Source organism: Paractinoplanes globisporus DSM 43857, assembly GCF_000379645.1.
Lineage (GTDB): Bacteria > Actinomycetota > Actinomycetes > Mycobacteriales > Micromonosporaceae > Actinoplanes > Actinoplanes globisporus.
The window spans coordinates 133,550-159,745 of record NZ_KB903356.1 but is presented as its reverse complement, the minus strand read 5'-3'; the positions used below and the strand labels follow the sequence as shown (position 1 = coordinate 159,745).

23 protein-coding genes and 2 pseudogenes are annotated in these 26,196 nt (G+C 71.8%); 19 read left to right on the top strand and 6 right to left on the bottom strand.

Going from position 1 to position 26,196, the window contains the following annotated elements; all coding sequences use genetic code 11:
- Nucleotides 1–72: 72 nt before the first annotated feature.
- Complete coding sequence (locus tag A3CQ_RS0146960; protein WP_020517925.1) at nucleotides 73–1,035, bottom strand: LLM class F420-dependent oxidoreductase; 963 nt, start codon at nucleotides 1,033–1,035, stop codon at nucleotides 73–75.
- A gap of 130 nt (nucleotides 1,036–1,165) precedes the next feature.
- Here A3CQ_RS0146960 and A3CQ_RS0146950 point away from each other — a divergent pair, with 130 nt between their 5' ends.
- The 4 genes and pseudogenes from A3CQ_RS0146950 (at nucleotide 1,166) to A3CQ_RS0146940 (ending at nucleotide 4,531) form a co-directional block, all read left to right on the top strand.
- Entirely contained in the window at nucleotides 1,166–1,771 is a 606-nt protein-coding gene (locus A3CQ_RS0146950) for an ABC transporter ATP-binding protein (RefSeq protein ID WP_063713685.1), read from the top strand.
- A 20-nt stretch (nucleotides 1,772–1,791) separates the two neighbouring features.
- Nucleotides 1,792–3,027 (top strand): annotated as a pseudogene (locus A3CQ_RS64405) (YhgE/Pip family protein); the annotation flags it as partial.
- Nucleotides 3,007–3,903, top strand: a complete 897-nt coding sequence (locus tag A3CQ_RS64400) for a YhgE/Pip family protein (RefSeq protein WP_444510686.1) — start codon at nucleotides 3,007–3,009, stop codon at nucleotides 3,901–3,903. The pseudogene A3CQ_RS64405 and the gene A3CQ_RS64400, both read left to right, overlap by 21 nt.
- Before the next feature lie 40 nt (nucleotides 3,904–3,943).
- Nucleotides 3,944–4,531, top strand: a complete 588-nt coding sequence (locus A3CQ_RS0146940) for a TetR family transcriptional regulator (RefSeq protein WP_020517921.1) — start codon at nucleotides 3,944–3,946, stop codon at nucleotides 4,529–4,531.
- 42 nt (nucleotides 4,532–4,573) lie between these two features.
- On the opposite strand, the gene A3CQ_RS56485 is transcribed toward A3CQ_RS0146940, so the two are convergent.
- On the bottom strand, nucleotides 4,574–4,918 hold the full coding sequence (locus A3CQ_RS56485) for a MerR family transcriptional regulator (RefSeq protein WP_020517920.1): 345 nt from the start codon (nucleotides 4,916–4,918) through the stop codon (nucleotides 4,574–4,576).
- 681 nt (nucleotides 4,919–5,599) lie between these two features.
- Between A3CQ_RS56485 and A3CQ_RS0146930 the strand changes: the two genes are divergently transcribed.
- From A3CQ_RS0146930 to A3CQ_RS0146900, 7 genes are all read left to right on the top strand, one after another.
- Complete coding sequence (locus A3CQ_RS0146930; RefSeq protein WP_020517919.1) at nucleotides 5,600–7,123, top strand: amino acid permease; 1,524 nt, start codon at nucleotides 5,600–5,602, stop codon at nucleotides 7,121–7,123.
- Between the two features lie 75 nt (nucleotides 7,124–7,198).
- Nucleotides 7,199–8,545, top strand: coding sequence for a glutamine synthetase family protein (locus A3CQ_RS0146925; RefSeq protein ID WP_020517918.1), 1,347 nt, complete (start codon nucleotides 7,199–7,201; stop codon nucleotides 8,543–8,545).
- A 12-nt stretch (nucleotides 8,546–8,557) separates the two neighbouring features.
- Nucleotides 8,558–9,916 (top strand): aldehyde dehydrogenase family protein, encoded by a 1,359-nt coding sequence (locus A3CQ_RS0146920; protein WP_020517917.1) that lies wholly within the window; start codon nucleotides 8,558–8,560, stop codon nucleotides 9,914–9,916.
- Nucleotides 9,917–10,681 (top strand): 3-oxoacyl-ACP reductase, encoded by a 765-nt coding sequence (locus A3CQ_RS0146915; RefSeq protein WP_020517916.1) that lies wholly within the window; start codon nucleotides 9,917–9,919, stop codon nucleotides 10,679–10,681.
- A gap of 292 nt (nucleotides 10,682–10,973) precedes the next feature.
- Complete coding sequence (locus tag A3CQ_RS0146910; protein WP_020517915.1) at nucleotides 10,974–11,657, top strand: gamma-glutamyl-gamma-aminobutyrate hydrolase family protein; 684 nt, start codon at nucleotides 10,974–10,976, stop codon at nucleotides 11,655–11,657.
- Between the two features lie 89 nt (nucleotides 11,658–11,746).
- Nucleotides 11,747–12,496, top strand: a complete 750-nt coding sequence (locus A3CQ_RS0146905; protein WP_020517914.1) for a gamma-glutamyl-gamma-aminobutyrate hydrolase family protein — start codon at nucleotides 11,747–11,749, stop codon at nucleotides 12,494–12,496.
- Nucleotides 12,497–12,555: 59 nt separating this feature from the next.
- The gene (locus tag A3CQ_RS0146900; RefSeq protein WP_020517913.1) at nucleotides 12,556–16,098 is read left to right on the top strand and encodes a SpoIIE family protein phosphatase; all 3,543 of its coding nucleotides are present in this window, start codon (nucleotides 12,556–12,558) and stop codon (nucleotides 16,096–16,098) included.
- Here A3CQ_RS0146900 and A3CQ_RS0146895 read toward each other — a convergent pair.
- Nucleotides 16,082–16,408 carry an STAS domain-containing protein gene (locus tag A3CQ_RS0146895; RefSeq protein WP_020517912.1) on the bottom strand — a complete coding sequence of 109 codons (327 nt, stop codon included), beginning with the start codon at nucleotides 16,406–16,408 and terminating at the stop codon, nucleotides 16,082–16,084. The two genes, A3CQ_RS0146900 and A3CQ_RS0146895, sit on opposite strands and share 17 nt — an antisense overlap.
- A 115-nt stretch (nucleotides 16,409–16,523) precedes the next feature.
- Between A3CQ_RS0146895 and map the strand changes: the two genes are divergently transcribed.
- Together map and A3CQ_RS0146885 are read left to right on the top strand one after the other, a co-directional pair.
- Nucleotides 16,524–17,381, top strand: a complete 858-nt coding sequence (gene map / locus A3CQ_RS0146890; protein ID WP_026206981.1) for a type I methionyl aminopeptidase — start codon at nucleotides 16,524–16,526, stop codon at nucleotides 17,379–17,381.
- 20 nt (nucleotides 17,382–17,401) lie between these two features.
- Nucleotides 17,402–18,091, top strand: a complete 690-nt coding sequence (locus A3CQ_RS0146885) for a VIT1/CCC1 transporter family protein (protein WP_040434225.1) — start codon at nucleotides 17,402–17,404, stop codon at nucleotides 18,089–18,091.
- Nucleotides 18,092–18,103: 12 nt separating this feature from the next.
- Here A3CQ_RS0146885 and A3CQ_RS0146880 read toward each other — a convergent pair whose 3' ends face one another.
- The 3 genes from A3CQ_RS0146880 to A3CQ_RS0146870 all read right to left on the bottom strand — a co-directional run bounded on the left by A3CQ_RS0146880 (nucleotide 18,104) and on the right by A3CQ_RS0146870 (nucleotide 19,729).
- Nucleotides 18,104–18,811: a nucleotidyltransferase domain-containing protein gene (locus A3CQ_RS0146880; RefSeq protein WP_020517909.1), complete on the bottom strand. Its 708-nt coding sequence runs from the start codon at nucleotides 18,809–18,811 to the stop codon at nucleotides 18,104–18,106.
- A gap of 61 nt (nucleotides 18,812–18,872) precedes the next feature.
- Nucleotides 18,873–19,286, bottom strand: coding sequence for a ferritin-like domain-containing protein (locus A3CQ_RS0146875; protein ID WP_020517908.1), 414 nt, complete (start codon nucleotides 19,284–19,286; stop codon nucleotides 18,873–18,875).
- Complete coding sequence (locus A3CQ_RS0146870) at nucleotides 19,283–19,729, bottom strand: hypothetical protein (RefSeq protein WP_020517907.1); 447 nt, start codon at nucleotides 19,727–19,729, stop codon at nucleotides 19,283–19,285. The genes A3CQ_RS0146875 and A3CQ_RS0146870 overlap by 4 nt, the downstream gene beginning before the upstream one ends.
- Before the next feature lie 136 nt (nucleotides 19,730–19,865).
- Between A3CQ_RS0146870 and rimP the strand changes: the two genes are divergently transcribed.
- From rimP to A3CQ_RS0146850, 6 genes and pseudogenes are all read left to right on the top strand, one after another.
- A complete protein-coding gene (gene rimP / locus A3CQ_RS0146865; protein ID WP_026206979.1) occupies nucleotides 19,866–20,480 on the top strand; it encodes a ribosome maturation factor RimP in 615 nt (204 codons plus the stop codon).
- A complete protein-coding gene (gene nusA, locus A3CQ_RS0146860; RefSeq protein WP_020517905.1) occupies nucleotides 20,477–21,508 on the top strand; it encodes a transcription termination factor NusA in 1,032 nt (343 codons plus the stop codon). The genes rimP and nusA overlap by 4 nt, the downstream gene beginning before the upstream one ends.
- A complete protein-coding gene (locus tag A3CQ_RS59935; RefSeq protein WP_342663751.1) occupies nucleotides 21,486–21,833 on the top strand; it encodes a YlxR family protein in 348 nt (115 codons plus the stop codon). Before nusA ends, A3CQ_RS59935 begins: the two co-directional genes overlap by 23 nt.
- Nucleotides 21,834–21,976: 143 nt before the next feature.
- A pseudogene (locus tag A3CQ_RS64305) lies at nucleotides 21,977–22,127 on the top strand (translation initiation factor IF-2 N-terminal domain-containing protein); the annotation flags it as partial.
- Nucleotides 22,128–22,273: 146 nt separating this feature from the next.
- Entirely contained in the window at nucleotides 22,274–25,087 is a 2,814-nt protein-coding gene (gene infB, locus A3CQ_RS0146855) for a translation initiation factor IF-2 (RefSeq protein WP_370657645.1), read from the top strand.
- Between the two features lie 61 nt (nucleotides 25,088–25,148).
- Complete coding sequence (locus A3CQ_RS0146850) at nucleotides 25,149–26,171, top strand: TRM11 family SAM-dependent methyltransferase (protein WP_020517903.1); 1,023 nt, start codon at nucleotides 25,149–25,151, stop codon at nucleotides 26,169–26,171.
- The last annotated feature ends 25 nt before the right edge of the window (nucleotides 26,172–26,196 follow it).

The window sequence follows — 26,196 nt, the reverse complement described above, 5'->3', positions numbered from 1 at the left end:
AGCGCGACCAGGGCTGGGGGAGAAGGTGCACTCTTCGGGGGTGCACCTTCTCCCCTTTCCCGTACGGGGGTTTCAGCGGCCGAGCGCGGTCAGTGTCTCCAGGAGAACCGTGGGACCGCCCGCCTCGAGGGCGGGAGTTGGCAGCAGGGCCATGACCGGGACGGTGACGCCGGCCTTCGCGTAGGCCTCCACCTTCGCGCGGCAGGTTTCCGGGTTGCCGTGGACGATGAGGTCGTCGACCACCTCGTCGGGGATGGCGGCCAGGGCCGCCTTGCGCTCGCCGGCCGCCCACGCCTCCCACATCGGGGTCAGGGTCCGGTCGCGGCCCAGCCAGCGGTGGAAGGCGGCATAGGCGGGGACGGTCAGGTACGCCGCGATCAGGCGGCGGCCGACGGCCCGGGCGTAGCTCTCGTCGTCGGTGGGGCAGACGAAGATGCGGGCGGCCACGTCGAAACCGGCCGGCGCCGACTTGGTCTCGGCCAGAGCGGTGGTCACGTCGGCCGGGGAGAGCCAGTTCAGGATCACGCCGTCGGCCTCGGCGGCGGCCAGCCGGAGCATCCCGGGGCGCAGGGCCGCCAGCAGGATCTGCGGCGGCGTGGCCGGCGGGCGCTCCAGGCGGAACCGGCGCAGCGCGAACGTGCCGAAGTCGTGGTCGACCAGCTCGCCGGCCAGCGCCGCCTTCAGAAAGCGGAGCATGTCGCGGCTGCGCGCGTACGGCTCGGAGAAGTCGACCGCGTTCCAGTCGCCGACCACGACCGGGGACGACGAGCCGATGCCGAGCTGGAAGCGACCCGGCGCGGCCTCGGCCAGCGCGGCGGCGCTCATCGCGAGCAGGCCCGGCCCCCGGGTGAAGACCGGCGTGATCGCCGTGCCCAGGCGCATCGACGGCGTCCACGCGGCGGCCATCGCCAGCGGGGTGAACGCGTCGGTCCCGGCCACCTCGGACGACCACAGGTCGGTGAAGCCGGCGCCCGCGAGCGCCTCGTAGACGGCCCGGTGATCGGCGAGCGGAACCCCGCCCAGCGGAACGGTCATGCCCCATCGCATCGACATGCGCATGATCCTGCCTGGCGCGGCGAGTGAGGTCCACCACCGCGCCTGTGGCATGGACCGCGACCCGAGTATCTTTTTAGACTGACCAGTCAGTTCAAATAGGGAGTCGATGATGCCGGTGCTCACCGCGTGCGGGGCGGGCGTTCGCCACCGCCGCCGCTGGCTCTTCCGCGGTCTCGACGTATCCGTCGAGGCGGGCGACCTGGTCGCGATCGTCGGGCCGCCCGGCAGCGGCCGCACGACGCTGCTGCTCGCGCTGGCCCGCCGCTTCCGCCTGTCCGAGGGCAAGGTCGCCGTCGATGGCCGGGCCGCCCTCGGCCACGTGCCCGAGGTGACCGCGCCGGAACCCGTGTTCACCGTCGCCGAGCACGTCCGCGAGCGCCTCGCCCTGCTCGGCCGCAAGCGCGACGACGAGGTCGACCTGCTCGGCCTCGACCCGGCGGCGAAGGGCCGCGACCTGACGCCGTACGAGAAGCAGCTTCTGGGTTTGGTCCTGGCTCGCCTGGCGAACCCGGCCGTGGTCGCCCTGGACGGCCTGGACGACGGGCTGGACGCCCTCGAGCAGGCGGACCTTCGGCAGCGGCTGAAGGAGCTCTCCGCGGCCGGCGTGGCGGTCGTCTTCACGGCCCGCGACCTCGGCGCCGGCGACGCCACGACGGTGATCCACCTGGGTACGCCCACCTCCACGCGACACGGTGAAATCGAGGAAGAGCTGTGAAGGCTTTCGCCCTGGCGGGCATGGAGATCAAGCGGTTCATGCGCAGCCGGCTCACCGCGGCGGCGCTGGCCGTCCTCGCGGTCGTGCCGCTGCTGTACGGCGCGCTCTACCTGTACGCGTTCTGGGATCCGTACGGGCGGCTCAACCACATCCCGGCGGCGCTGGTCGTCGAGGACCGCACGGCCACCGCCACCGACGGAACGAGGGTGCACGCGGGCCGGGACCTCGCCGACGAGCTGGAGCGACGCGAGATCTTCGACTGGCACGTCACCGACGAGAAGGGCGCCGAGAAGGGCCTGGCCAGCGGCAAGTACCAGATCATGGTGCGGATCCCGGCCGACTTCTCGGCGAACCTGGCCGCGGCGCCCGACGCCGGCGCGACACCCGAGTCGGCCCAGCTGCGGGCGGTCAGCGACGACGCGACCAACTACCTGAGCGGGGTCTTCGCCCGCACGGCCTTCGACGAGGTGCGCTCGGCCGCCGCGTCCAGCGCCTCGGCCAAGTACTACGACCGGATGCTCATCGGCTTCACCGACCTCAAGCACCAGACGCAGGAGGCCGCCGACGGCGCGAAGAAGATCGACAACGGGCTGGGCGACGCCGGCGACGGCGCCGGGCAGGTCGCGAGCGGGCTCGACCGGGCGCACGGCGCCGCGGGGCAGCTCGGGACCGGGCTCGGCCAGGCCGGCCAGGGCGCGAGCGACCTCGTCGACGGGCTCGCCCGGCTGAACGCGGGCGCCCAGCAGCTCGCGACCGGCACGGCGCAGGCCGCGAGCGGCGGCCGGCAGCTCGCGACCGCGGTCGACGGCGCGGCCGACAAGATCGTGCCGGTGCTGCGGGACAACGCGCGGACCATTCAGGACGCGGCGACCCTGGTGGCGCGCGGGGCGGACACCCTCGCCGCGAACATCGGGACCATCCAGACGGCGGCCGACCAGGCCGTGCACGACGCGAAGCAGCTGCAGGACTACCTGAACACGCTGCCGGGCGACACCGAGGGCCTGGCCGACGCGAAGGCGCTGGCGGCCAGGCTGGTCGCGGCGGCCGAGCAGGTGCAGCACACCATCCACGCGGCCGACCTGGACCAGTTGCGCGCCCAGCTCAAGCAGGTGGCGGCCACGGCCCGGCAGGTCGCCGCCGCGGCGCCGCACCTCGCCGACGACGTGCAGGCCGCGCGCGCCCAGGTCGACCGGCTCGCCGACGGGCTCGGCCGGCTCGCGACCGGCGCCCAGCAGTTGCAGACCGGCACCGCGCAGGCCAAGGACGGCGCCGAGGACCTGCGGGGCGGCATCTATCGGCTCGCCACCGGCACGCGACAGCTCGAGACCGGGCTCGGCGACCTCTCGGCCGGCCAGCGGTCGCTGGTCGACGGCCTCGGCCAGTTGCAGGGCGGCGCCGCGCGGCTCGCGTCCGGGTTGAGCGACGGCGCCGCGCAGATTCCGGGCTATGGCGACGACACCTCGCAGCGGGCCGGCATCCTGGCCAACCCGGTCGCCCTCGATCGCACGGTGCAGCACCCGGCCGGTACCTACGGCGTCGGCTTCGCGCCGTACTTCCTGGCCCTGGCGCTCTGGGTCGGCGCGATGATCACCTTCATGGTGTTGCGGCCGCTCAACCGCCGGCACCTGATGTCGGGCGCGCCCGTGCACCGGGTCGCGCTGGCCGGGTTGCTGCCGGCGGTCGCGATCGGGCTCACCCAGGCGACGCTGCTGTTCGCGGTGGTGCGCTTCGGGCTCGGTCTCTCGCCGGTGCATCCGCTGCTGACCTGGGGTTTGCTGCTGCTCACCGCGACCGCCTTCGCGGCGGTCATGCAGCTGATCGGGGCCGCTCTCGGCGCGCCCGGCCGGATCGTCGCGCTGGCGCTGCTCATGCTGCAGCTGACCTCGTCCGGCGGCACCTATCCGGTGCAGACCACGCCGGGGTTCTTCCAGGCGATTCACCCGATCCTGCCCATGACGTACGTGGTGGAGGCCGCTCGTCACGCCATCGACGGTGGGTCCGCGGGACCGATCCTGGTCGGCGTGACGGTGCTCAGCGCGTACGCCATCGGGTCCTTGATCTTGACCTTGATCGTGGCTCGCCGGGGGCGGCAGCTCACGCCGTCGAAGCTCCACCCGGAGCTCGCCGTGTGATCGGTGTGATGGACTTGAGGTCGTGACGGGAGACGGGGCGGTGACGGACGGGCGCAGCCGGCGGCGCGTCGACACCCGGCAGCGTCTGTACGAGGCGGCCGTCGAGCTCATCGCCGAGCAGGGTTTCTCGGCGACCACGGTGGACGACATCGCGCTGCGGGCCAAGGTCGCCAAGGGCACCGTCTACTACAACTTCAAGTCGAAGAACGACCTCTTCGAGGAGCTGCTGCGGCACGGGATCGGCCTGCTCACCGACGCTTTCCGGGAGGCGGTGAAGGGTCTGCCGCCGCGCGAGGCGGTCGGCGCCCTGGTGCGCACCCAGCTGGAGTACATCCGCCGGTACCGGGCGTTCGCCCAGCTGCTGCTCTCCGAGATGTGGCGCACCAACCGCGAGTGGCACCAGACCCTGATCCTGCTGCGCGAACAGGCGATCGGGGTGATCGCCGAGACCGTCCAGGCCGGCGTCGACTCCGGCGACCTGCCGGCCGACCTCGACGTGCGGGTGGCGTCGGCGGCCCTGTTCGGCGTGGGGCTGGTGGTGGCGGTCGACTGGCTGGTCTTCCAGCCGGAGCGCCCGATCGAGGACGTGGAGGAGTCGCTGCTCGCGATCGTGCGCCGGGTGGGCTGATGTCGCTTACGGCGCGGGCGCGGCCGTCGCCGCGGTGGCCGATCAGGCGGCGGGCGCGGTGGGGGTCGGGGTGTCGACGTCGTCCTCGGCGGTGAGGACGCCGCCCAGCTCGAGGATGCGGCGGTGGGCCGCGGCCAGGCGGTCTTCCAGGGTGACGATGCGGCAGGCGGCGGCGAGCAGGATGCCCTCGTCGAGGAGCTGGCGCACGCGTTCGGCGAGCTGGAGCTGGTGGCGCGAGTAGCGGCGGTGGCCGCCGGTCGAGCGCTCGGGCGCGATCAGGCCCGCGGCGCCGAGGCTGCGCAGGAAGGCCGGCGTCACGCCGATCATGTCGGCGGCCCGGCCCATCGTGTACGCCGGGTAGTCGGCGTCATCGAAGGTGAAGCTCATCGGTCCTTTCCCGGGGGTTCGGGTATAGGTCTTCCAGGATTAACGCTGTTGCCTTCAAAACCGCGGGGGCGCAGTCCAGGGCCCCGGCGGGTAACCGGGGCCCTGGCTGTTCAATTCTGATGCCGACCGTCGTCGGCGCATGAGGTCGTCCGTCTGCGTGCCGCTAGCGGACGGCCTGAGTGATGGGCATCGGCTGCGATCACCTCTTGTCGGGTCGGGGACGTTGTGATTTCGCGTTGCTGCGGTATCTCGTCCTCCTCTGCCAACTCAGGGTCTGTGCCAGTTGCGTGTCGGCTGTGCGTGGCCGACTCCAGAAATGCTATGCCCGAGACGCGGTTATTTCTAGTACCGTCGCTGGAGATTTTTCGGACAAAAGGTCCGACCGAGGCGTGGCCTCGATGTTTATGGCGGCGGTGCGGGGCGGGCGCCGGGCGCGGCGAAGCCGCACGTGAGAGAGGTGACCGCGCCCCGCACCGCCGCGGGACAGGGGCGAGTTGACAGCCCCTGAGCGCGAAGCCTGCCGAGGGCTTGCGTTGTCTGATCTGTCTACGAGTGTGGCGGTCCGCCCGTGCCACCGGCAACGGAATTAACCGTTGATCATTGACGTGCGTAACAACCGGGGGAGATCATCACGGCAGCGGTGACCCTGGTCACAGCAACCCCTCGGTCAAGGGAGTCGCAATGAGCGTCAACCCAGCACCCAGCACCGACGAAGAACGCCTGGCCCAACTCGGCTATCAGCAGGAGCTGCACCGCCGACTCTCCGGCTTCTCGAACTTCGCGGTCTCCTTCTCGATCATTTCCATTCTGGCCGGTGCGATCACGTCGTACGGCATCGCCATGACTGCCGGCGGGCCCATCGCGATCACGCTCGGCTGGCTCTTCGTCGGCATCATGGTCACCTTCGTGGCGCTGGCCATGGCCGAGGTCTGCTCGGCCTATCCCACGGCCGGCGGCCTCTACTGGTGGGCCGCGGCGCTGGCCAAACGCAACAAGGCCGCGTGGGCCTGGTTCGTGGGCTGGTTCAACTTCCTCGGCGAGGTCGCGGTCACGGCGGCCATCGACTTCGGCGCGGCGATCACCACGTCGGCGTTCCTGAGCCTGACCTTCGACATGGAGGTCACCAAGGCCCGTACGTTCCTGATCTTCCTGGTGATCATCATCGTGCACGGCCTGCTCAACACGTTCGGCGTCAACCTCGTCAAGCTGCTCTCCGACGTCAGCGCCTGGTGGCACCTGGTCGGCGTGGCCGTGATCGTGGTGCTGCTGGCCGTGCTGCCCGACCAGCACAAGTCGCTCGGCGATGTGTTCTTCGAAGTGCACAACGCCACCGGCTTCACCTTCGCCGGGGCGAGCGTCTACGCGGTCCTCATCGGGCTGTTGATGGCGCAGTACACGTACACCGGCTACGACGCCTCGGCGCACGTCGCCGAGGAGACCCACGACGCGTCGACGGCCGCGCCGCGCGGCATCGTGCTGTCCGTGGTGGTCTCGGTGATCGCCGGCTTCGTCCTGCTCTTCGCGATCACCTGGTCGATCCAGGACTACGAGGCGGAACGGACCACGGCGCTCGGCCTGCCGCCCGCGCAGATCTTCATCGATGCGGCCGGCCACAACACGGGCACGTTCCTGGTCTTCATCTGCATGGTGGCGCAGTGGTTCTGCGGGATGGCGTCGGTGACCGCGAACTCGCGGATGTCGTACGCGTTCTCGCGGGACGGCGCGCTGCCCGGCTCGCGGATCTGGAAGCAGGTCAATCCGCGTACGGGCACGCCGACCAACTCCATCTGGCTCTGCGTGACGCTCTCGACGATCATCGTGCTGCCCTCGCTGTGGAACACCACGGCATACCTGGCGGCGACCTCGATCGCCGTCATCGGGCTCTACGTCGCGTACGTGGCGCCGGTGTTCCTGCGGCGGATGAACCCGGACTTCCAGCCGGGGCCGTGGAACCTCGGCAAGTGGAGCGCGCCGGTCGGCTGGATCGCGATCGTCTGGGTCGTGATCATCTGCGTGCTGTTCGTCCTGCCCACCGCCAGCCCGATCAACGCCACGACCTTCAACTACACGATCGTCGCCGTGGCGGTCGTGGTGGGCGCGGCGGCGATCTGGTGGTTCGCGAGCGCCAAGAACTGGTTCACCGGTCCGCGCCAGAACGTGCTCGACCAGGCCGCCCAGGGCGAGCCGACGCTTCCGACTGAATGATCATTTGCAGTGACCGGGGGACGGGCGCACGCCCGTCCCCCGGAAATTGTCAGCCTCCTGCGATAGGACTGGTGCATGGACCTCGAGGAGCTCGACGTCTCGGTCGGCAACGGCAGCATCGACACGGTGCTGCTGGCCCTGACCGACATGCAGGGGCGCCTGCAGGGCAAACGCCTGCACGGCCGCTACTTCATGGACGACGTGGCCACCGGCGGCAGCGAGGGGTGCAACTACCTGCTCGCGGTCGACGTCGACATGAACACGGTGGACGGCTACGCGATGTCCTCCTGGTCCAGCGGCTACGGCGACTTCGTGATGCGGCCCGATTTCGGCACGCTGCGCCGGGTGCCGTGGCAGCCGGCCACCGCCATGGTCCTGGCCGACCTGTTCACGGTCGGCGGCGAGCCGGTCTACGCCTCGCCCCGGCAGATCCTGCGGCGCCAGCTCGACCGGCTGGCCGCGCACGGGCTCACCGCGTTCGCCGGCACCGAGCTCGAGTTCGTGCTCTACAAGGACAGCTACGAGCAGGCGTTCGACAAGAACTACCGCGATCTGGTCCCGGCAAACCAGTACAACGTGGACTATTCGATGCTCGGGACGGCCCGGGTCGAGCCGCTGCTGCGCCGCATCCGCAACGAGATGTACGGCGCCGGCCTGCAGCCCGAGAGCGCCAAGGGCGAGTGCAACTACGGCCAGCACGAGATCGCGTTCCGCTACGCCGACGCGCTGACCTGCGCCGACAACCACGTCATCTACAAGAACGGCGCGAAGGAGATCGCCGCGCAGGAGGGCATGGCGCTCACCTTCATGGCCAAGCCCAATGCCCGCGAGGGCAACTCCTGCCACATCCACTTCTCGCTCCGCGGGGCGGACGGCCGCTCGGCGATGCTCGGCGACGGGCCGGGCCACCTCAGCGTCGTCGGGCAGCGGGTGCTCGCCGGGCTGCTCGCCACGATGCGCGACTTCAGCCTGCTCTTCGCGCCGAACGTGAACTCGTACAAGCGCTATCAGCCCGGCTCGTTCGCGCCGACCGCGCTGCGCTGGGGCGTCGACAACCGCACGTGCGCGCTGCGGATGGCCGGCCACGGCCAGGGCATGCGGGTGGAAAATCGGGTGCCGGGCGGGGACGTGAACCCGTACCTCGCGATCGCCGCGCTGGTGGCGGGGGCGATCCATGGCCTGGAGAACGAGCTCGAGCTGGAGCCGGAGTTCACCGGGAACGCGTACGACGACGCCACCGCGGGGCGGGTGCCGGCGACCCTGCGGGAGGCACAGGAGCTGTGGCTCGGCAGTTCGACGGCCCAGGAGGCGTTCGGGCCGGACGTGGTCGGCCACTACGCGAACATGGCCCAGGTCGAGCTGACGGCCTTCGACGCCGCCGTGACCGACTGGGAGTTGCGCCGCGGTTTCGAACGAATGTGAAAGGCTCTCCGCGTGACCACTGACGTGATCAACCCGGCCACCGGGACGGTATTGACCAGTGTCCCTTCGCTCGGGCTCGCCGAGGTCGACCAGGCGATCGACCGCGCTCAGCGGGCCTTTCCCGGCTGGCGGGCGGTCGCTCCGGGCGAGCGGGCGCGGCTCCTGCGCCGCTTCGCCGCCGTGGTGGAGGAGCACCTCGACGAGCTCGCCGACCTCGAGGTGCGCAACGCGGGCCACACGATCGGCAACGCGCGCTGGGAGGCCGGCAACGTCCGGGACGTGCTCAACTACTACGCGGGCGCGCCCGAGCGGCTGATCGGCAAGCAGATCCCGGTCGCCGGCGGTCTCGACGTGACGTTCCACGAGCCGCTCGGCGTGGTCGGCATCATCGTCCCGTGGAACTTCCCGATGCCGATCGCCGGCTGGGGTTTCGCCCCCGCTCTCGCGGCCGGCAACACGGTCGTCCTCAAGCCGGCCGAGCTCACCCCGCTCACCGCGATCCGCCTCGGCGAACTGGCGCTCGAGGCCGGCGTGCCCGAGGGCGTCTTCCAGATCGTCCCGGGCAAGGGCTCGATCGTCGGGCAGCGGTTCGTCACCCACCCGGCGGTACGCAAGGTCTGCTTCACCGGTTCGACCGAGGTCGGCAAATCGATCATGGCGGGCTGCGCCGACCAGGTGAAGCGGGTGACCCTCGAGCTCGGCGGCAAGAGCGCCAACATCGTCTTCGCCGACGCCGACCTGGAGAAGGCGGCGGCCGCCGCCCCCGCGTCGGTCTTCGACAACGCCGGCCAGGACTGCTGCGCCCGGTCGCGCCTGCTGGTGCAGGAATCGGTGTACGACAAGTTCCTCGCCCTGTTGGAGCCGGCGGTCCGGGCATTCCGGGTGCAGGATCCGTCGGACGCGGCCGCCGAGATGGGCCCGCTGATCTCCGCGGCCCACCGCACCACCGTGGCGTCCTACGTCGAGGGCGCCGATGTCGCGTTTGTCGGAAATGCCCCGGAGGGGGACGGCTGGTGGTTCCCGCCGACGGTGCTGCTCGCCCACTCGCCCGGCGACCGGCATTGGCGCGAGGAGGTCTTCGGCCCAGTGTTGTCGGTGCTGCCGTTCCGCGACGAGCAGGAGGCGGTCCGGCTGGCCAACGACACCGAGTACGGCCTGTCCGGCTCGCTCTGGACCCGCGACCTGGGCCGGGCGCTGCGCGTCTCGCGGGCCGTGGAGACCGGCGCGCTCAGCGTCAACAGCCACTCCTCGGTGCGGTACTGGACCCCGTTCGGCGGCATGAAGCAGTCCGGTCTCGGCCGCGAGCTCGGCCCGGACGCGCTGCACGGCTTCACCGACGTCAAGAACGTGTTCCTAGCCTCGGGAGAATAAGTGGATCGTTTGCAGGACCGCGTCGCCGTGATCACCGGCGCCGGCAGTGGGATCGGGCTCGCCACCGCCCGCCGGTTCGCGGCCGAGGGCGCTCGGGTGGTCTGTGTTGACATTTCGGATAAATCGGGTGGAGATGCGGCCGCCGAGGTCGGCGGCGAGTTCGTGGCCTGCGACGTGTCCGATGAGGAGCAAGTCAGGGCGCTCTTCGACGGCGTCGCCGAACGCTACGGGCGGGTCGACATCGCGTTCAACAACGCCGGCATCTCGCCGCCCGACGACGACTCGATCCTGGTCACCGGCATCGAGGCCTGGGAGCGGGTCCTCAAGGTCAACACGACCTCGGTCTTCTTCTGCTGCAAGTACGCGATCCCGCACATGCAGCGGCAGGGCAAGGGCTCGATCATCAACACGGCCTCGTTCGTGGCCCTGCTCGGCGCCGCGACCTCGCAGATCGCCTACACCGCGAGCAAGGGCGGGGTGCTGGCGATGACCCGGGAACTGGGCGTGCAGTTCGCCCGCGAGGGAATCCGGATCAACGCGCTCTGCCCCGGGCCGGTGGCCACGCCCCTGCTGCTGGAACTGTTCGCCAAGGACCCGGAACGGGCCGCGCGCCGGCTCGTGCACGTACCGATGGGCCGGTTCGCCGAGCCGGAGGAGATCGCGGCGGCCGTGGCGTTCCTCGCGAGCGACGACGCGTCCTTCATGACCGCGTCGCAGTTCGTGGTCGACGGCGGCATCACCGGGGCTTATGTAACTCCATTGTGATGTTTGAGCACCGGGCCCGGTGGGCACCGACCTACATACGTCCAGCTCAACGGGCGCAGGGGTCGAATCCCCGCCGGCAGGGGCCATGCCGCTCGCGCTGGTGGGACAGACGGGCCCTGGTGCGGCGCCGTCCTTGTCGGGCGACGCCGCGCGCCTGTCGGACGCCCTCGATCGGGGACCCCCTGTCGGGCGGCGCCGGCTGCCGGGCGGGGCTAGGGGGTCGGGCCGGAGGCGGACGAGATCGGCCGAGTGGGCGACTCGAACTGAAACATGAGCTGGCTACGGTGGAGCGATGCGTCCGATCATCGGCATCACGAGCTATGTGTTGCCCGCAAGCTGGGGAGTGTGGCACGACCTGCCGTCGGCGCTGGTCCCGTACGACTACGTCGCGGCGGTGCGCGAGGCCGGCGGGCGGGCCGTGCTCCTGCCCCCCGACGATGAGGACGCGGACGTGCTGACCGCGCTCGACGGGCTCGTCCTGGCGGGCGGGCCCGACCTGGAGCCGCGGTGGTACGGCGCCGAGCGCGAGCCCCTCACCGAGTCGCACCCCGAGCGGGACGAGGGCGAGTTCCTGCTGGCGCGCCGGGCGCTCGAGATCGACCTCCCCCTCCTCGGCGTGTGCCGGGGTATGCAACTGCTCACGGTCGCGGCCGGCGGCCGGCTGCACCAGCACCTGCCCGACCGGCTCGGTCACGAGAAGCACCGGCCGGCGCCGGGCGTCTACGGCGAGCAGGAGGCGCGGTTCGAGCCGGGCAGCCGGATCGCCGCGCTGATGGGCGACGACGTCGCCATCCAGTGCTACCACCATCAGGGAGTGGCCGACCCCGGCAGCCTCACGATCACCGGGCGCACCGAGGACGGCGTGCCCGAGACGATCGAGGACCCGGCCCGCCGGTTCGTGCTCGGGGTGCAGTGGCATCCCGAGGTCGTGCGCGACCGGCGACTGTTCGGCGCGCTCGTGGAGGCCGCCCGCTGAGACCCGTCATCGCCACACCAGCGCTAAGCGTCGGCCGTCGCCGTGCCGAACGTGACGAAGTAGCGCACCCACGAGGAGGACATCACCGCATGCGCAGGCCCCTGATCGGCTTGACCGCGTACGCCCAGCAGGTGCAGTACGGCAGCAACGACGTCATGGCGGGCATGCTTCCCATGACGTACGTGCGGGCCGTGCACGCGACCGGCGGCCGGGCCGTTCTGATCACCCCCGACGACCCCGGCACCGACGTGATCGAGTCGCTGGACGGGATCGTGTTCGCGGGTGGCGGGGACATCGACCCGGCGTACTGGGGGGCCGAGCGCCATCCGGAGACCGACGTCGACCCGGCCCGCGACGACGCCGAGCTGATGCTCATGCGGGCGGCACTCGACGCCGATCTGCCGGTGCTCGGGGTCTGCCGGGGCATGCAGGTGATGGCGGTGGTCGGCGGCGGCACCCTGCACCAGCACCTGCCCGACATCATCGGGAACGAGCGGCACCGGGCGGCCTCGGGCACCGACCCGCTGGCCGCGGACGCTTCCGCGTACGGCCGGCACGATGTCGTGGTGCAGGCCGGCTCGCGCGCGCACGCCCTGCTCGGCTCGCACCTCACGGTCAACTCGTTCCACCACCAGGCGGTCGACAAGCCGGGCTCGTTCGACGCCGTCGGCTGGTGCCCCGACGACCGCGTCATCGAGATCATCGAGCACCCGGAGCGCGCGTTCGCCCTCGGCGTCCAGTGGCACCCCGAACGCACTCCCGACCTGCGCGTCTTCGCCGCCCTGACCGAGGCCGCCGCCCTCCGCGCCGGCGTCCAGCCGATCGCGATCGCCGCCTGACCTCGTACCCGAAAGAGGTTGTGAAGCTTGTCGGTGTGACCGGTGTTACGGTGCCCCGCATGGGCATCCCTCCCCCTCTGATCACCGCGTTCGAGCGCGGCGGTGAGATGGGACGGCGGATGTTGGAGATGGACTGGGAGAGCAGTCCGCTCGGCCCGCCCGACACATGGCCCGAGGAACTCGCCACCTCGGTCGCCACGATGATGGCCTCGGCCGCGCAGATCATCGTCTTTCACGGGCCGGATTACTGCGGGCTCTACAACGACGCCTACATCCCGGTGGCCGGCGGCAAGCACCCCGCGTTTCTCGGCCAGCCGGCCCGTCTCATGTGGGCCGAGGCCTGGTCCCTGCTCGAGGGGCTGTTCGACGGGGTGCGCGAGCGCAACAGCTCCTACGTCGGCACCGACCAGATGTTCATCCTGGGGCGCCACGGGTTTCTCGAGGAGACCTACTTCGACGTCTCCTACGACCCGATCCGCCGCGCCGACGGCGTGGTCAGCGGTCTCTTCTGCATCGTCAGCGAGAAGACGTTCCGCGTGATCGGCGAGCGGCGGGGGCGCACGCTGAGCGCCCTCGGCTCGCGCCTGGCCGACTCGCCGGACGAGACCGCCCTGGCCGCCGCGGCGGCCGAGGTGCTCGGCGAGAACACGGCCGACGTACCGTTCGCCCGGCTGATCTTCGACTCGGCCGAGATGCCCCCGCGGGTGCGGGAGGCGGCTCTGAGCGGGCGCGGCGGCACGATACCGCTGCGGGAGATCACCGAGCCGCCGCCGACCGCGGCCGACGAGGCATTGGTGCTGCCGGTCGTGGTCGGCACCGGAGTCGCCGGCGCGCTGGTCGCCGGGGTGAGCCGGCAGCTCGCGCTCGATCGGTCCTATCGCGACTTCCTCGAGCTCGCGGTCGCGCAGATCTCCCGGGCGGTGGCCAACATGCGCGCCTTCGAGCTGGAGCGGGCCCGGGTCGCGCAGCTCGCGGCGCTCGACCAGGCGAAGACCAACTTCTTCTCGAACGTGAGCCACGAGTTCCGTACGCCGTTGACGCTGATCCTCGGCCCGCTCGAGGACCTGCTCGTCGACCCGGCGGTCCCGGCGGCCGAACGGGAACGGCTGCTGCCCATGCACCGCAACGGGATGCGCCTGCTCAAGCTGGTCAACACCGTGCTCGACTTCTCCCGCCTCGAGTCGGGCCGGATGCGCGCCGACTACCGCCCGACCGACCTGGCCGGCTACACGGCCCGGCTGGCCAGCACCTTCCGCTCGGCCACCGAGCGGGCCCGGCTGGAGCTGGTGGTGGACACGCCGCCGCTGCCCGGACCGGTGTACGTCGACCGCGAGATGTGGGAGAAGATCGTCCTCAACCTGCTCTCCAACGCGGTCAAGTTCACCCCGGCCGGCACGATCGAGCTGCGGGTCTCGGCGTCCGGCGGGCAGGCGGTGCTGACCGTGCGCGACACCGGGGTGGGCGTGCCGGCCGACGAGCAGCCGATGCTGTTCGACCGCTTCCACCGGGTGACCGGGGCGTGGGCGCGGACGCACGAGGGCACCGGCATCGGCCTCGCGCTGGTGCGGGAGCTCGCCGAGCTGCACGGTGGCGCGGTCGAGGTGATCAGCGAGCTGGGGCACGGCAGCGTCTTCACGGTGCGCGTCCCGTTCGGCACGGCCCATCTGCCCTCCGACCGGCCCGCCGGCGACGCCGCCCTGATCGTCTCCGACGCGAACTCCCGCCTCTTCCTGGAGGAGGCGTACTCGTGGCTGCGGGACGAGCCCGCCGTCGAGTCCCCGGCGCCGGTGTTGGGGCGCGGCCAGATCCTGCTCGTCGACGACAATGCCGACCTGCGCGACCATGTGGCCCGGCTGCTGCGCCCGCACTGGGCGGTGACCACCGCCGTCGACGGTCGGCACGCGCTGGAGCTGGCCGGCAAGCACGCTTTCGACCTGGTGCTGACCGACGTGATGATGCCGCGGATGGACGGCTTCGAGCTGATCGCGGCGCTGCGGGCCGACGAGCGCACCCGCGACGTGCCGATCGTGGTGCTCTCGGCGCGGGCCGGCGAGGAGGCGTCCGGCGAGGGACTGGCGGCCGGCGCCGACGACTACCTGGTCAAGCCGTTCTCGGCCAAGGACCTGACCGCGCGGGTGCGGGCGAACCTCGACCTCGGCCAGGCCCGCCGCCTGGTGATCAGCCGGCTGCGCGGGCTGGTCGACACGGCCGCCGCGGTGAGCACCGTGCGCACCACGGCCGAGGTGCTCGACGTGGCCGCCCGGCACGTGCTGGCGATGACCGGCGCCGGCCGGGTGGTGGTGACCGCGCCCGGCGGACGGGCCGAGGTGGACGGTGGCGGCGCGGCCGGCACGGCGCCGGACGTGCTGATGGCGCTGCCGGACACGTCCGGCGCGAGCGTCGGCGAGCTGCGCGTCTGGTCGGGCCCGGCCGGGCCGACCGAGCCGGCCGTGCTCACCCAGCTGGCCCGCCTGATCGGGCTGCGTCTCGCGAACGCCCGGCTCTACGAGACGGAGCACCGGATCGCCAGCACGCTGCAGCACAGCCTGCTGCCGCAGTCGCTGCCCCGGGTGCCGGGCGCGATCGTGGCCAGCCGCTATCTGCCGGGCAGCAGCGAGGCCGAGGTCGGCGGCGACTGGTACGACGTGATCGCCGTCCCGGGCGACCGGCTGTTCCTGGTCATCGGCGACGTGGTCGGCAAGGGCGTGCCGGCGGCGGCGGTCATGGGGCAGCTGCGCAACGCGCTGCGGGCGTACATCCTCGAGGGCTTCGACTGCGGCGAGGCGCTCAGCCGCCTGAACCGCCTCGTCGACAACCTGGGCCGCCGCCAGTTCGCGACCGTGGTCTGCGTGCGCTTCGACCCGGCCACCGGGCAGCTGCACTACTCGTCGGCCGGGCACCCGTCGCCGGTGCTGATCCGCCCGGGCGGGCCGGGCGAGTTCCTGTACGGGTCCGCGCTCGGTCCCCCGATCGGGGCACTGGCCGCGGTCACCTATCCGACACTCGAGGGTGAGCTCGTCCCGGGCGGCCGGCTGCTGCTCTACACCGACGGGCTGGTCGAGGACCGCGCGGCCGGCATCGACTTCGGTCTCGCCGAGCTCATCGAGGACGCCGCGAAACCGGCCGACCACGTCGAGGATCTGCTCGACGCGCTGCTGGCCAAGGCGGCCGGCCGCACCCGGCGGGACGACATCGCGCTGATCGCGGTCCAGGCCACCGAGCCGCGGGAGTTCGTGCTGCGGATGCCGGCCGACGCGACCCGGCTGAGCGTGCTGCGCCGGCGCCTCGACGACTTCCTCACCGGGCACGGCGTACCGGAGGCGGACGTCTTCGACCTGACCGTGGCGGTCTCCGAGGCAGCGGCCAACGCGATCGAGCACCCGATCGACCCGGTCGAGGAACTGATCACCGTCGAGGCCTCGATCGAGGACGACGCGGTGCTGGTCACCGTGCGGGACACCGGGACCTGGCGGCCGGCCGCCGACGGCGGATTCCGTGGCCGTGGCCTGGCGCTGATCGGGGCGCTGACCGACCTGGCGGTCTCCCGCGGGCCGGGCGGCACGACGGTCACCCTGCGGCGGGAGATCAACCCTCGGCCATGAGCCAGGGCTGCGCGGAGAGGCCCGAGATCTCCAGGACCCGGCGCACCTGGGTCGAGGGCAGCACCCGCAGCCGGTCGTCGCCGTAGAACTCGGCCAGCTGGAGCAGGGCGTGGATGGCGGCCGAGTCGAAGAAGGTGACCTCGCGCAGGTCGAGCGTCGCCGCGGAAGCGTCGTCCTTGGTCGCGGCCCGGAACATAGCGTCGGCGGTCGACATGTCGACCTCGCCGGTCACGGTCACCACGGCACGGTCCCCGGCCACGGAGGCGGTGGCCGAGAAGTTGGGGTCCAGCCCCTCTTGATCCACCAACATACGATTTCACAGGGTTCCCGGGAGCAGCAAGAACCGGTCGAACCACGCAGCCGAGCCGTTATGGTGCGGCCGTCGCCACATTCGGACCGGTGTCACCCGGCGATAGGCTGGGCGTATGACCGTTCGCGCCCCCTTGGCGCCGGGAAAGCAAACGCCCTGGCGGGCGGTCCCGGCCCCGATTCTCCGCCCCGAGTACGTCGGCAAGAAGCGCCCGAAAGAGTGGCGCGGCTCCCACGTGCAGACCCCCGAGACCATCGAGAAGATGCGGATCGCCGGGCGGCTGGCGGCGCAGGCTACCCAGGTCGCCGGCGAGAACTGCAAGCCGGGCGTGACCACCGACGAGATCGACCGGGTGGTGCACGAGTTCCTGTGCGACCACGGCGCGTACCCGTCGACGCTGGGCTACAAGGGCTTCCCGAAATCGTGCTGCACGTCGCTCAACGAGGTGATCTGCCACGGCATCCCCGACTCGACCGTGCTCGAGGACGGCGACATCGTCAACGTCGACGTGACCGCGTTTCTCAACGGCGTGCACGGTGACACCGACGCCACGTTCCTGGTCGGCGAGGTGTCCGAGGAGAACCGCCTGCTCGTCGAGCGCACCCACGAGGCGATGATGCGGGGCATCCGCGCGGTGGCGCCGGGCCGGCCGATCAACGCGATCGGCCGGGTCATCGAGGCGTACGCGCGCCGCTTCGGCTACGGCGTGGTCCGCGACTTCACCGGCCACGGCATCGGCGAGACGTTCCACTCCGGGCTGTACGTCCCGCACTACGACAACCCGCGGCTCGACACGATCATGGAACCGGGGATGACCTTCACGATCGAGCCGATGATCACCCTCGGCACCCACGAGTACGAGATCTGGGCCGACGGCTGGACGGTCGTCACCAAGGATCGCAAGTGGACCGCGCAGTTCGAGCACACGCTGGTGGTGACGGAGGACGGGTACGAGGTCCTCACCCTTCCGTGACGAGCGCCGGTGAGGTGGCGATGGTCGAGCACCACCACGCGGACGTCTCCGGCGGCTGGCTGCGCGCGGCGACGTTCGGGGCGATGGACGGCCTGGTCACCAACATCGCGCTGATCGCCGGCGTGGGCGGCGGCGGGGTCGGCCACCACACGCTGGTGCTCACCGGCGTGGCGGGCCTGGTCGCCGGGGCGATCTCGATGGGCCTCGGCGAGTACACGAGCGTCAGCACGCAGAACGACCAGGTCTCGGCCGAGCTGGCGAAGGAGCGGCACGAGCTGCGGGTCAACCCGGAGGGGGAGGCCGAGGAACTGGTCGCGGCGTGGACCGCCCGGGGCCTGCCGGAGCATCTGGCGCGGGAGGTCGCCGCGGCGCTGCGCCACGATCCGGAGCAGGAACTGCGGGTGCACGCGCAGGAGGAGCTGGGCGTGGTGCCCGACGAGCTGCCCAGCCCGTGGGTGGCGGCCGGGTCGTCGTTCGTGTGCTTCTCGATCGGCGCGCTGATCCCGCTGATCACGTACCTTCTGGGGTTCGACAGCCTGTGGCTGGCCCTCGCGGTGGGCGGCCTCGGCCTGTTCGCCGCCGGCGCGCTGGTCGCGAGATTCACCGGCCAGAGGTGGTGGCTGAGCGGGCTGCGGCAGCTCGCGCTGGGTGGGCTCGCCGCCGCGATCACGTACGCGATCGGCGCGCTGATCGGCGTCGGGGTGTCCTGATCCGGCCGGGGTCTAGTCGAAGAAGTCGCCGAGCGGGCCGTCGACCGGGCGGCCCCGCGCGGCCAGCTCCTCGGCCTGCTCCTTGAGGACCGCGCTCAGCTCCTGCATGTCGGCGCCGGCCACGCCCGTGCGGCCCACGGCGTCGGCGGCGTTGCGGAAGTACGTGCGGGAGAGCAGGCCGGTGACCAGCGCGGCGTGCAGCCGGGACTCGGCGATCATGATGAGGGCGGCGTCGGTGTCGTACCACTGCGCGAGGCGCACGGCCCGCGCGTGCGCCGCCGCGGCCAGCGCCCAGTTGTGCCGGGCCAGCGCCGTGAACTCGGGCGGCCGTGCCTCGGCGAGCCGGGCCAGGTGGGTGTCGCGCAGGCGGCCGAACCAGCCCTTCGGATCGTGCAGCGGCCGGGTCGTGACGTAGCGGTCGGCCTCCAGCGGCCAGCGCGAGGTCAGTTCCCGCGCCCGGCGCAGGCCCTCGTCGCCGGTGACCACCTCGAGGTCGACGAGGATGCCGTCGACCCGGCGCAGCGCCGGTTTCGGCCCGGCCGCCGGGCGATAGGTCACCACCAGAAGGTTGACGTCGCTGCCGTCGCGGTCGTCGCCGTGCGCCAGCGAACCGTGCACGCCGATCGCCTGGACCTCGGCCGACCATCTCCGCTCGATCACCTCGTGGAGGCGGACCGCCAGCTGCCCCCGCGGCGAGGTGGTGTCGATCCCGTCGTGCACCCCGTCATTCTCGGTGATTCCGAGATCTACGGAAGGTGTCCGCCGAAGCGCGCGAAAAGTCCTATTCCGCCCAGCCGGGGAACGCCATCGTCGCCGGCGACACCGCGGCGAGCCGGCGCCAGCGGGTGGCGCGCACGGCCGCGTCGGTCATCGCCGCCAGGGCGGTCATCCGGTCGGCGTCCTGGGTGACCGCCAGCACCGGCCGCCACGCCTGCGCGACCCCGTCCTCGACGTGGATCGCCAGCTTGAGCGCCGTCCCGCGGTCGGTCACCGGGAACGGCATCCGATAGCCGGCCGGCGAGGTCCGCGGCTGGTCCATCTTGCCGACGAGATAGTCGCGGCGGTCCCGGTGTGCCTGCTCGGCGGCGCGCGCCTCGGTCACCTGCGCACTCTCGGGCAATTCCACCCCGATGATCCCGTACGCGTAAATGGCCGCTTCCTCGGCGGCTAGGGCGGCCGCGACCTGCTCGTTCATCGCAGCGCCTCGGCGTGGGTGGCCCGGCAGGCGGCGATCGACCCGACGAGTCCCGCCCGATCGGCCGGCGCCGCCCTGCACGCCGCCACGGCCGTCTTCTGTGCCGCCAGCTCGGCCGCGCGCAGCCCGGCGACGGAATCGACGGCCTCCGGGGGTGGGGCCGACGCCTTCGTATCGATCAGCTTGGCCAGCTCGGCGGCGTGCGACCGGTGGTCGGCGGCGAGCGGGGTGAGCCGTGCGCTCAGCGCGGGCTGGGCCGCGATCACCCGGTCGTACGCGCCGGCCAGCGCGAGTGCCTCGTCGAGGACCGGTTGCAGCGGATCGGGTGCGGGCGGCGGTTTCGGCTCGTCCCGGAACACGCCGCAGCCGGCCAGCGTCGCCACCCCGAGGCCCCCGCCGAGCAGCCGCCGCCGTGTGGTTCGCACCCGGTCAGTCAACACCATGGCCGCTGATGGCGGTAAATCGGAGCGGCGGGGAACGCCCCAGCAGTCCCGCGCGTTACGCTCTGCGTCAGCCGCGGGGCTTCTCGCCCGGCGGCATATAGTGCTTTCCTTTGATGACGAGCGAAAGGTCGAGCCGATGACGCAGCGTGGTCGCGCCCGGCCTGGCAGCCGACCCGGGGCGCGCCGGCCGAGGGACGAGGCGGAGCAGCGGGTTCCCGCCGCCCCGCGCATCGACCTGGCCGCGGCGCGAGCCCGGGTGCGTGCGGTCATAGAGCCGGTGATCCAGGAGTCCGGGTACGACCTCGAGGAGGTCAACGTGTCGCGCGCCGGGCGCCGGCACGTGGTGCGGGTCCTGGTCGACACCGACGGGGGAATCAATCTGGACGACGTCGCCCTGGTCTCCCGCGAGATCTCGGCGGCTCTCGACGAGGCCGAGGAGAGCGGCGGCGAGGTCCTCGCCGGGGAGTACCAGCTCGAGGTCGGCTCCCCGGGGGTCGACCGCCCGCTCACTCTGCCGCGGCACTGGCGGCGCAACCGTGGCCGGCTGGTCGCGGTCAACGGCCTGACCGGCCGGGTGGTCGACGTGGACGAGACCGGCGTGGTGCTCGACGTCGACGGCGTGTCCCGGTCGCTGACCTTCGCCGAGCTGGGGCCGGGCAAGGTTCAGATCGAGTTCAAGCGCCTTGACGAGGCCGACTTCGGTGACGAAGACGACCCAGACGACCTAGACGATGGGGAGGGCGAGGAGTGAACATCGACCTCGCGGCGCTGCGCGCACTGGAGCGCGAGCGGGAGATCCCGTTCGAGACGATCCTGGCGGCTATCGAGACCGCACTGCTGACCGCCTACCGGCACACCGAGGGCGCGCAGGGCCACGCCCGGGTGGAGATCGACCGCAAGACCGGCGTGGCGACGGTCCTCGCCCAGGAACTGGACGCGGACGGCACGGTCGTCCGCGAGTGGGACGACACCCCGCACGACTTCGGCCGGATCGCGGCCATGACCGCCAAGCAGGTGATCCTCCAGCGGCTGCGGGAGGCCACCGACGAGCAGCACTTCGGCGAGTACGCCGGACGCGACGGCGACCTGATCACCGGGATCGTGCAGGCCGACGCGGCCCGGGCCGAGAAGGGCATCGTGACCGTCGACCTCGGCAAGATCGAGGCGGTGCTGCCGCAGTCCGAGCAGGTGCCCGGCGAGACGTACGAGCACGGCGCCCGGATCCGGGCGATCGTCGTGCACGTGGCCAAGGGCTTCCGCGGCCCGCAGGTGACGCTGTCCCGCTCGCACCCGGCCCTGGTGAAGAAGCTGTTCGCGCTCGAGGTTCCGGAGATCGCCGACGGCACCGTCGAGATCGCCGCGATCGCGCGTGAGGCAGGTCACCGCACCAAGATCGCGGTGCATTCGACCGTGCAGGGCGTGAACGCGAAGGGCGCCTGCATCGGCCCGATGGGCCAGCGGGTCCGCGCCGTGATGAGCGAGCTGCACGGCGAGAAGATCGACATCATCGACTGGTCGGAGGACCCGGCGCAGTTCGTCGGCAACGCGCTGTCGCCGGCAAAGGCCCTGCGTGTCGAGGTGGTGGACGCCGCCACCCGCACGGCCAGGGTGACCGTGCCCGACTTCCAGCTGTCGCTGGCGATCGGGCGGGAGGGCCAGAACGCCCGGCTCGCCGCCCGGCTCACCGGCTGGCGGATCGACATCCGGCCGGACAACGAGACGGGACAGTCGGATCGGGTGACCCAGGCGGATCGTGATGCCGCCGGAGCGGGAAGCTGACCGGATAAGCGGCGCGGGCGAGCGGGGGGTAGACTTTTCCATGGTCGGCCCGACACGTACCTGTGTCGGTTGCCGCAAACGCGCGCCGGCCTCCGAGTTGATCAGGTTCGTAGCGGCCGCGTGCGGAGATTCTTTCCTGCTCACGGCCGATCCGGGCCGCCGACTGCCGGGCCGGGGGGCGCATCTGCATCCCGATCCGGCTTGCTTCGCGCTGGCGGAGCGGCGCCGTGCCTTCGGGCGCGCGCTGCGACTCACCGGTGTCCCAGACGCCGGTCCGCTCGCCGAGCACATCCGTGCGGTCTCAATGGCCGCTCGGAACGCCTGATGATCCGGCCCCGGTGCCAGATCACGACCCAAGGTAGGACGACCCAGATGAGCACACGATGAAGTCCCTGAAATGAACAGGCTTCTAGTGCACGAGTGAGGTCGTTGCGGGTGCGCTCGCACGACCTCGAAGTGAGGAGTGCAGTGCCAGGCAAGGCCCGCGTACACGAGCTCGCGAAGGAGCTCGGGGTCGACAGCAAGACCGTTCTCGCCAAGCTCAAGGAGATGGGCGAGTTCGTCAAATCCGCATCCAGCACGGTCGAGGCCCCGGTGGCCCGGCGGTTGCGTGGCGCCCTCGAGGCAGGTTCCGCCCCCGCGGCGACAACCTCCCCGGCTGCGTCCAACGCCTCCGCGCCCACCCGCGAGCGACCGGCCCCACCCACCAGCGCGCGGCCGCAGCCGCCGCGCCGGCCCACGGCTCCGGCCGCGGTCACGCCCAGCGTGCCCACGTCCCCGGCGCCGTCGCCCGGCTCGTTCGCGCGTCCCAAGCCGCCCACCCCCGGCCGTCCGGGCCCCACGCCCGGCCCGGTCGCCAAGCCGGCCAGCGCCCACGACATCGAGGTCGCGGCGGCCGAGGCGCGTGCCTCGGCGCTCAAGGCCGAGCAGGAGGCCGCGGTCAAGGCCGCACAGGCCGCCCGCACGCGCGACGCCGAGCGTCGCGCCCAGCAGCCGCCGGCCGACGGTGGCTCGCGCCCGCGTCCGGGTCCCGGCGCGGTCCCGCCCCGTCCGGGCTCCTCGCCGGCCGGTGGCCGTTCGGGTGGTCCCGGTGCGCCCGGCGGTCCCCGTCCCGGTCCGGCCGGTGGCGCTCCGCGCCCGCCGGCGCGCGGTCCCGGTAACAACCCGTTCGGCGTCTCCGGTGGCGGGTCCTCGCGGCCCACGCCCGCGGCGATGCCGCGTCCCAACCAGCCCGGCATGCCGCCGCGGCCGAGCCCGGCGTCGATGCCGCCGCGGCCCAGCCCCGCGTCCATGCCCTCGCAGCGCCCCGGCCGTCCCGGCCCCGGCGGTCCCGGGGGCGGCGGCGGTGCCGGTCGTCCCGGCGGCCCCGGCGGTGGCCGTGGCGGTGCCGGTGGCGGCGGCTTCCGTCCCGGCGGCGGTGGCGGTGCCGGCGGTGGCGCCGGTGGCGGCTTCCGCGGCGGTCCCGGCGGTGGTGGCGGCGGCGGTGGCGGTGGCGGCGGTGGCGGTGGCTACCGCGGCGGTCCCGGCGGCGGTGGCGGCGGTGGCGGTGGCTACCGCGGTGGCCCCGGCGGCGGTGCCGGTGGCGGCGGCCCGGTCGGTGCCGGCGCTCCGGGTCGTCCCGGTGGCGGCGGTCGCGGCCGTGGCAGCGGTGCCGCGGGTGCCTTCGGGCGTCCCGGTGGCCGGCCGACCCGTGGCCGTAAGTCGAAGAAGCAGCGGCGTCAGGAGTTCGACAACCTGTCGGCCCCGGCCATGAGCTCGGGCGCGCCCCGCGGCAACGGCCAGGAGATCAGGCTGTCCCGTGGCGCGTCGCTCTCCGACTTCGCCGACAAGATCAACGCGAACCCCGGCTCGCTGGTCCAGGAGATGTTCAACCTGGGCGAGATGGTGACGGCGACGCAGTCGTGTTCCGACGACACCCTGTTGCTGCTCGGCGAGCACCTCGGCTTCGAGGTGCACATCGTCAGCCCGGAGGACGAGGACCGCGCGCTGCTCGCGCAGTTCAACATCGACCTCGACGCCGAGGTGGACGAGGACCGGCTGGTCTCGCGCCCGCCGGTGGTGACCGTCATGGGTCACGTCGACCACGGCAAGACGAAGCTGCTCGACGCGATCCGCAAGACCAACGTGGTGGCCGGCGAGGCGGGTGGCATCACCCAGCACATCGGCGCCTACCAGGTCTCGTACACGCATGAGGGCGTGGACCGGGCGATCACGTTCCTGGACACCCCGGGTCACGAGGCGTTCACCGCCATGCGTGCCCGTGGCGCCCAGGTGACCGACATCGTGATCCTGGTGGTCGCGGCCGACGACGGCGTCATGCCGCAGACGGTCGAGGCGTTGAACCACGCCAAGGCGGCCGAGGTGCCGATCGTGGTCGCCGTCAACAAGGTCGACAAGCCGAACGCGAACCCGGAGAAGGTGCGCCAGCAGCTGACCGACTACGGCCTGCTCGCCGAGGAGTACGGCGGCGAGACGATGTTCGTGAACGTGGCCGCCAAGCCCGGGATCGGCATCGACGACCTGCTCGAGGCCGTGCTGCTGACCGCCGACGCGTCGCTGGAGCTGACCGCTCCGGTGGACGGGCCGGCCCAGGGCGCCGTAGTCGAGTCGCACCTCGACAAGGGCCGTGGTGCGGTCGCGACCGTGCTGGTGCAGAAGGGCACGCTGCGGGCCGGCGACTCGATCGTGGCGGGCGGCGCGCACGGACGCGTCCGCGCCATGCTCGACGAGAACGGCAACCAGGTGGCCGAGGCGCTGCCGGCCCGGCCGGTCCTGGTGCTGGGTCTCACCTCGGTACCGGGCGCGGGCGACACGTTCCTCGCCGCCGAGGACGACCGCACCGTGCGGCAGATCGCCGAGCAGCGGCAGGCACGCCGTCGCGCGGCGAGCTTCGCGAACTCGCGTACCCGCGCCACCCTCGAGACGCTCATGGAGCAGCTCAAGGAGGGCGAGAAGACCTCGCTCACGCTGGTCATCAAGGGTGACTCGTCCGGTTCGGTCGAGGCCCTCGAGGACGCGCTGTTCAAGATCGAGATTCCGGACGAGATCCAGCTCAAGGTCATCCACCGCGGCGTCGGTGCGATCACCGAGAGCGACGTGAACCTCGCCTCGGCGTCCTCGGACGCCACGGCCACGATCATCGGCTTCAATGTCCGGGCCTCGAACAAGGTCAAGGAGATGGCCGACCGGTCGAACGTGGAGATCCGCTACTACAGCGTGATCTACCAGGCCATCGAGGAGATCGAGGCCGCGCTCAAGGGTCTGCTCAAGCCGGAGTACGAGGAGGTCGAGCAGGGCACCGCGGAGATCCGCGAGGTGTTCCGGTCGTCCAAGATCGGTCTCATCGCCGGCTGTCTGGTCCGCACCGGTCTCATCCGCCGCAACGCCAAGGCGCGCATCCTGCGCGACGGTGTCGTGGTGGCGGAGAACGTCACGATCAGTTCGCTGCGCCGCTTCAAGGACGACGCGACCGAGGTCCGCGAGGGCTTCGAGTGTGGTCTGACGATGAGCGGGTTCGGCACGCCGCAGGTCGGCGACGTGATCGAGACCTTCGAGATGCGCGAGAAGCCGCGCGCCTAGTTGTTCGATGATGCGACCCCCGGCGCTTCGGCGCCGGGGGTCGTCTCGGTAGAAAGGCACCATGTCCCGGTACGCCCTGCTGCTCGCGCCCTCCGCCAATCGTGTCTACGCCGATCAGGCCGGCCGTCTCGCCACGGCCGAGCTGGCGGCCTTCGGGGCGGCCCTCTCCTCCGGCATTTCGGACATCGAGGTGACGCCGCTCGGTGGGGTCGAGTATTTGATGTTCTCCGGGACGCTGACTCCCCGGGACGTTTCGTACCTGTCCAACTTGTCCGCCGCGTACGCCCTCTTCGAGCGCGTCGACGACCTTCTCCGGCCGGTCACGCTGACGCCGCTGGCGCGGTACGACAGCGACCTCATCACGATCCCGAAGTACGCCGGCAAGACCAACGAGCAGTTCACCAAGCTCGTCCTCAACCTCACCCTGCTCGCCTCGGCCTCGGCCGGCCGGATGCTGGACGGGCACCTCACCGTGCTCGACCCGCTCTGCGGCCGGGGCACCACGCTCAACCAGGCGCTGATGTACGGCTACGACGCGGTCGGCGTCGAGATCGACGGGAAGGACGTCGAGGCGTACAAACTCTTCCTGCAGACCTGGCTCAAGCGCAAGCGGCTCAAGCACACCGCCGATCTCGTCCCCGTGCGGCGGCAGGGCCGCCGGGCGGCCCGCCGGCTCGAGGTCACGATGGCCGCCAGCAAGGACGACCACAAGGCCGGCGCCGTGCAGAAGGTCACCGTGCTGCAGGCCGACACCACCCAGCTGGACGGGCTGCTGCGCGGCGGGGTCGCCGACGTGCTGGTGGCCGACCTGCCCTACGGGGTCGCCCACGGCAGCCACGACGACCAGGGCGGCCTTTCCCGCAGCCCGCTCGACCTGCTGGAGCGCGCGGTGCCGCACTGGCTGCCGCTGCTGCGCCCGGGCGGCGCCGTCGGCCTCTCCTGGAACGTCAAGGTGGCCCGGCGCGAGCTGGCCGAGGACATCCTGCTCGCGAGCGGCCTCGAGATCGTGCCGCACGGGCCGCTCGACCACCGGGTCGACCAGGGCATCGAGCGGGATGTCCTGATCGCCAGGAAACCCGGCTGATTTCGCCGTACCGCGGCGGTACCGT

Excerpts from the sequence above, each read along its gene's own strand:
- A3CQ_RS0146850 (WP_020517903.1), top strand. The coding sequence starts at position 25,149 with ATGTCCCGGTACGCCCTGCTGCTCGCGCCCTCCGCCAATCGTGTCTAC.
- A3CQ_RS0146960 (WP_020517925.1), bottom strand. The coding sequence starts at position 1,035 with ATGACCGTTCCGCTGGGCGGGGTTCCGCTCGCCGATCACCGGGCCGTC.
- A3CQ_RS0146895 (WP_020517912.1), bottom strand. The coding sequence starts at position 16,408 with ATGTTGGTGGATCAAGAGGGGCTGGACCCCAACTTCTCGGCCACCGCC.
- map (WP_026206981.1), top strand. The coding sequence starts at position 16,524 with ATGACCGTTCGCGCCCCCTTGGCGCCGGGAAAGCAAACGCCCTGGCGG.
- A3CQ_RS0146870 (WP_020517907.1), bottom strand. The coding sequence starts at position 19,729 with ATGGTGTTGACTGACCGGGTGCGAACCACACGGCGGCGGCTGCTCGGC.
- A3CQ_RS0146905 (WP_020517914.1), top strand. The coding sequence starts at position 11,747 with ATGCGCAGGCCCCTGATCGGCTTGACCGCGTACGCCCAGCAGGTGCAG.
- A3CQ_RS56485 (WP_020517920.1), bottom strand. The coding sequence starts at position 4,918 with ATGAGCTTCACCTTCGATGACGCCGACTACCCGGCGTACACGATGGGC.
- A3CQ_RS59935 (WP_342663751.1), top strand. The coding sequence starts at position 21,486 with ATGCCGCCGGAGCGGGAAGCTGACCGGATAAGCGGCGCGGGCGAGCGG.
- A3CQ_RS0146900 (WP_020517913.1), top strand. The coding sequence starts at position 12,556 with ATGGGCATCCCTCCCCCTCTGATCACCGCGTTCGAGCGCGGCGGTGAG.
- rimP (WP_026206979.1), top strand. The coding sequence starts at position 19,866 with ATGACGCAGCGTGGTCGCGCCCGGCCTGGCAGCCGACCCGGGGCGCGC.
- A3CQ_RS0146950 (WP_063713685.1), top strand. The coding sequence starts at position 1,166 with ATGCCGGTGCTCACCGCGTGCGGGGCGGGCGTTCGCCACCGCCGCCGC.
- A3CQ_RS0146930 (WP_020517919.1), top strand. The coding sequence starts at position 5,600 with ATGAGCGTCAACCCAGCACCCAGCACCGACGAAGAACGCCTGGCCCAA.
- A3CQ_RS0146910 (WP_020517915.1), top strand. The coding sequence starts at position 10,974 with ATGCGTCCGATCATCGGCATCACGAGCTATGTGTTGCCCGCAAGCTGG.
- A3CQ_RS0146875 (WP_020517908.1), bottom strand. The coding sequence starts at position 19,286 with ATGAACGAGCAGGTCGCGGCCGCCCTAGCCGCCGAGGAAGCGGCCATT.
- A3CQ_RS0146925 (WP_020517918.1), top strand. The coding sequence starts at position 7,199 with ATGGACCTCGAGGAGCTCGACGTCTCGGTCGGCAACGGCAGCATCGAC.
- A3CQ_RS0146885 (WP_040434225.1), top strand. The coding sequence starts at position 17,402 with ATGGTCGAGCACCACCACGCGGACGTCTCCGGCGGCTGGCTGCGCGCG.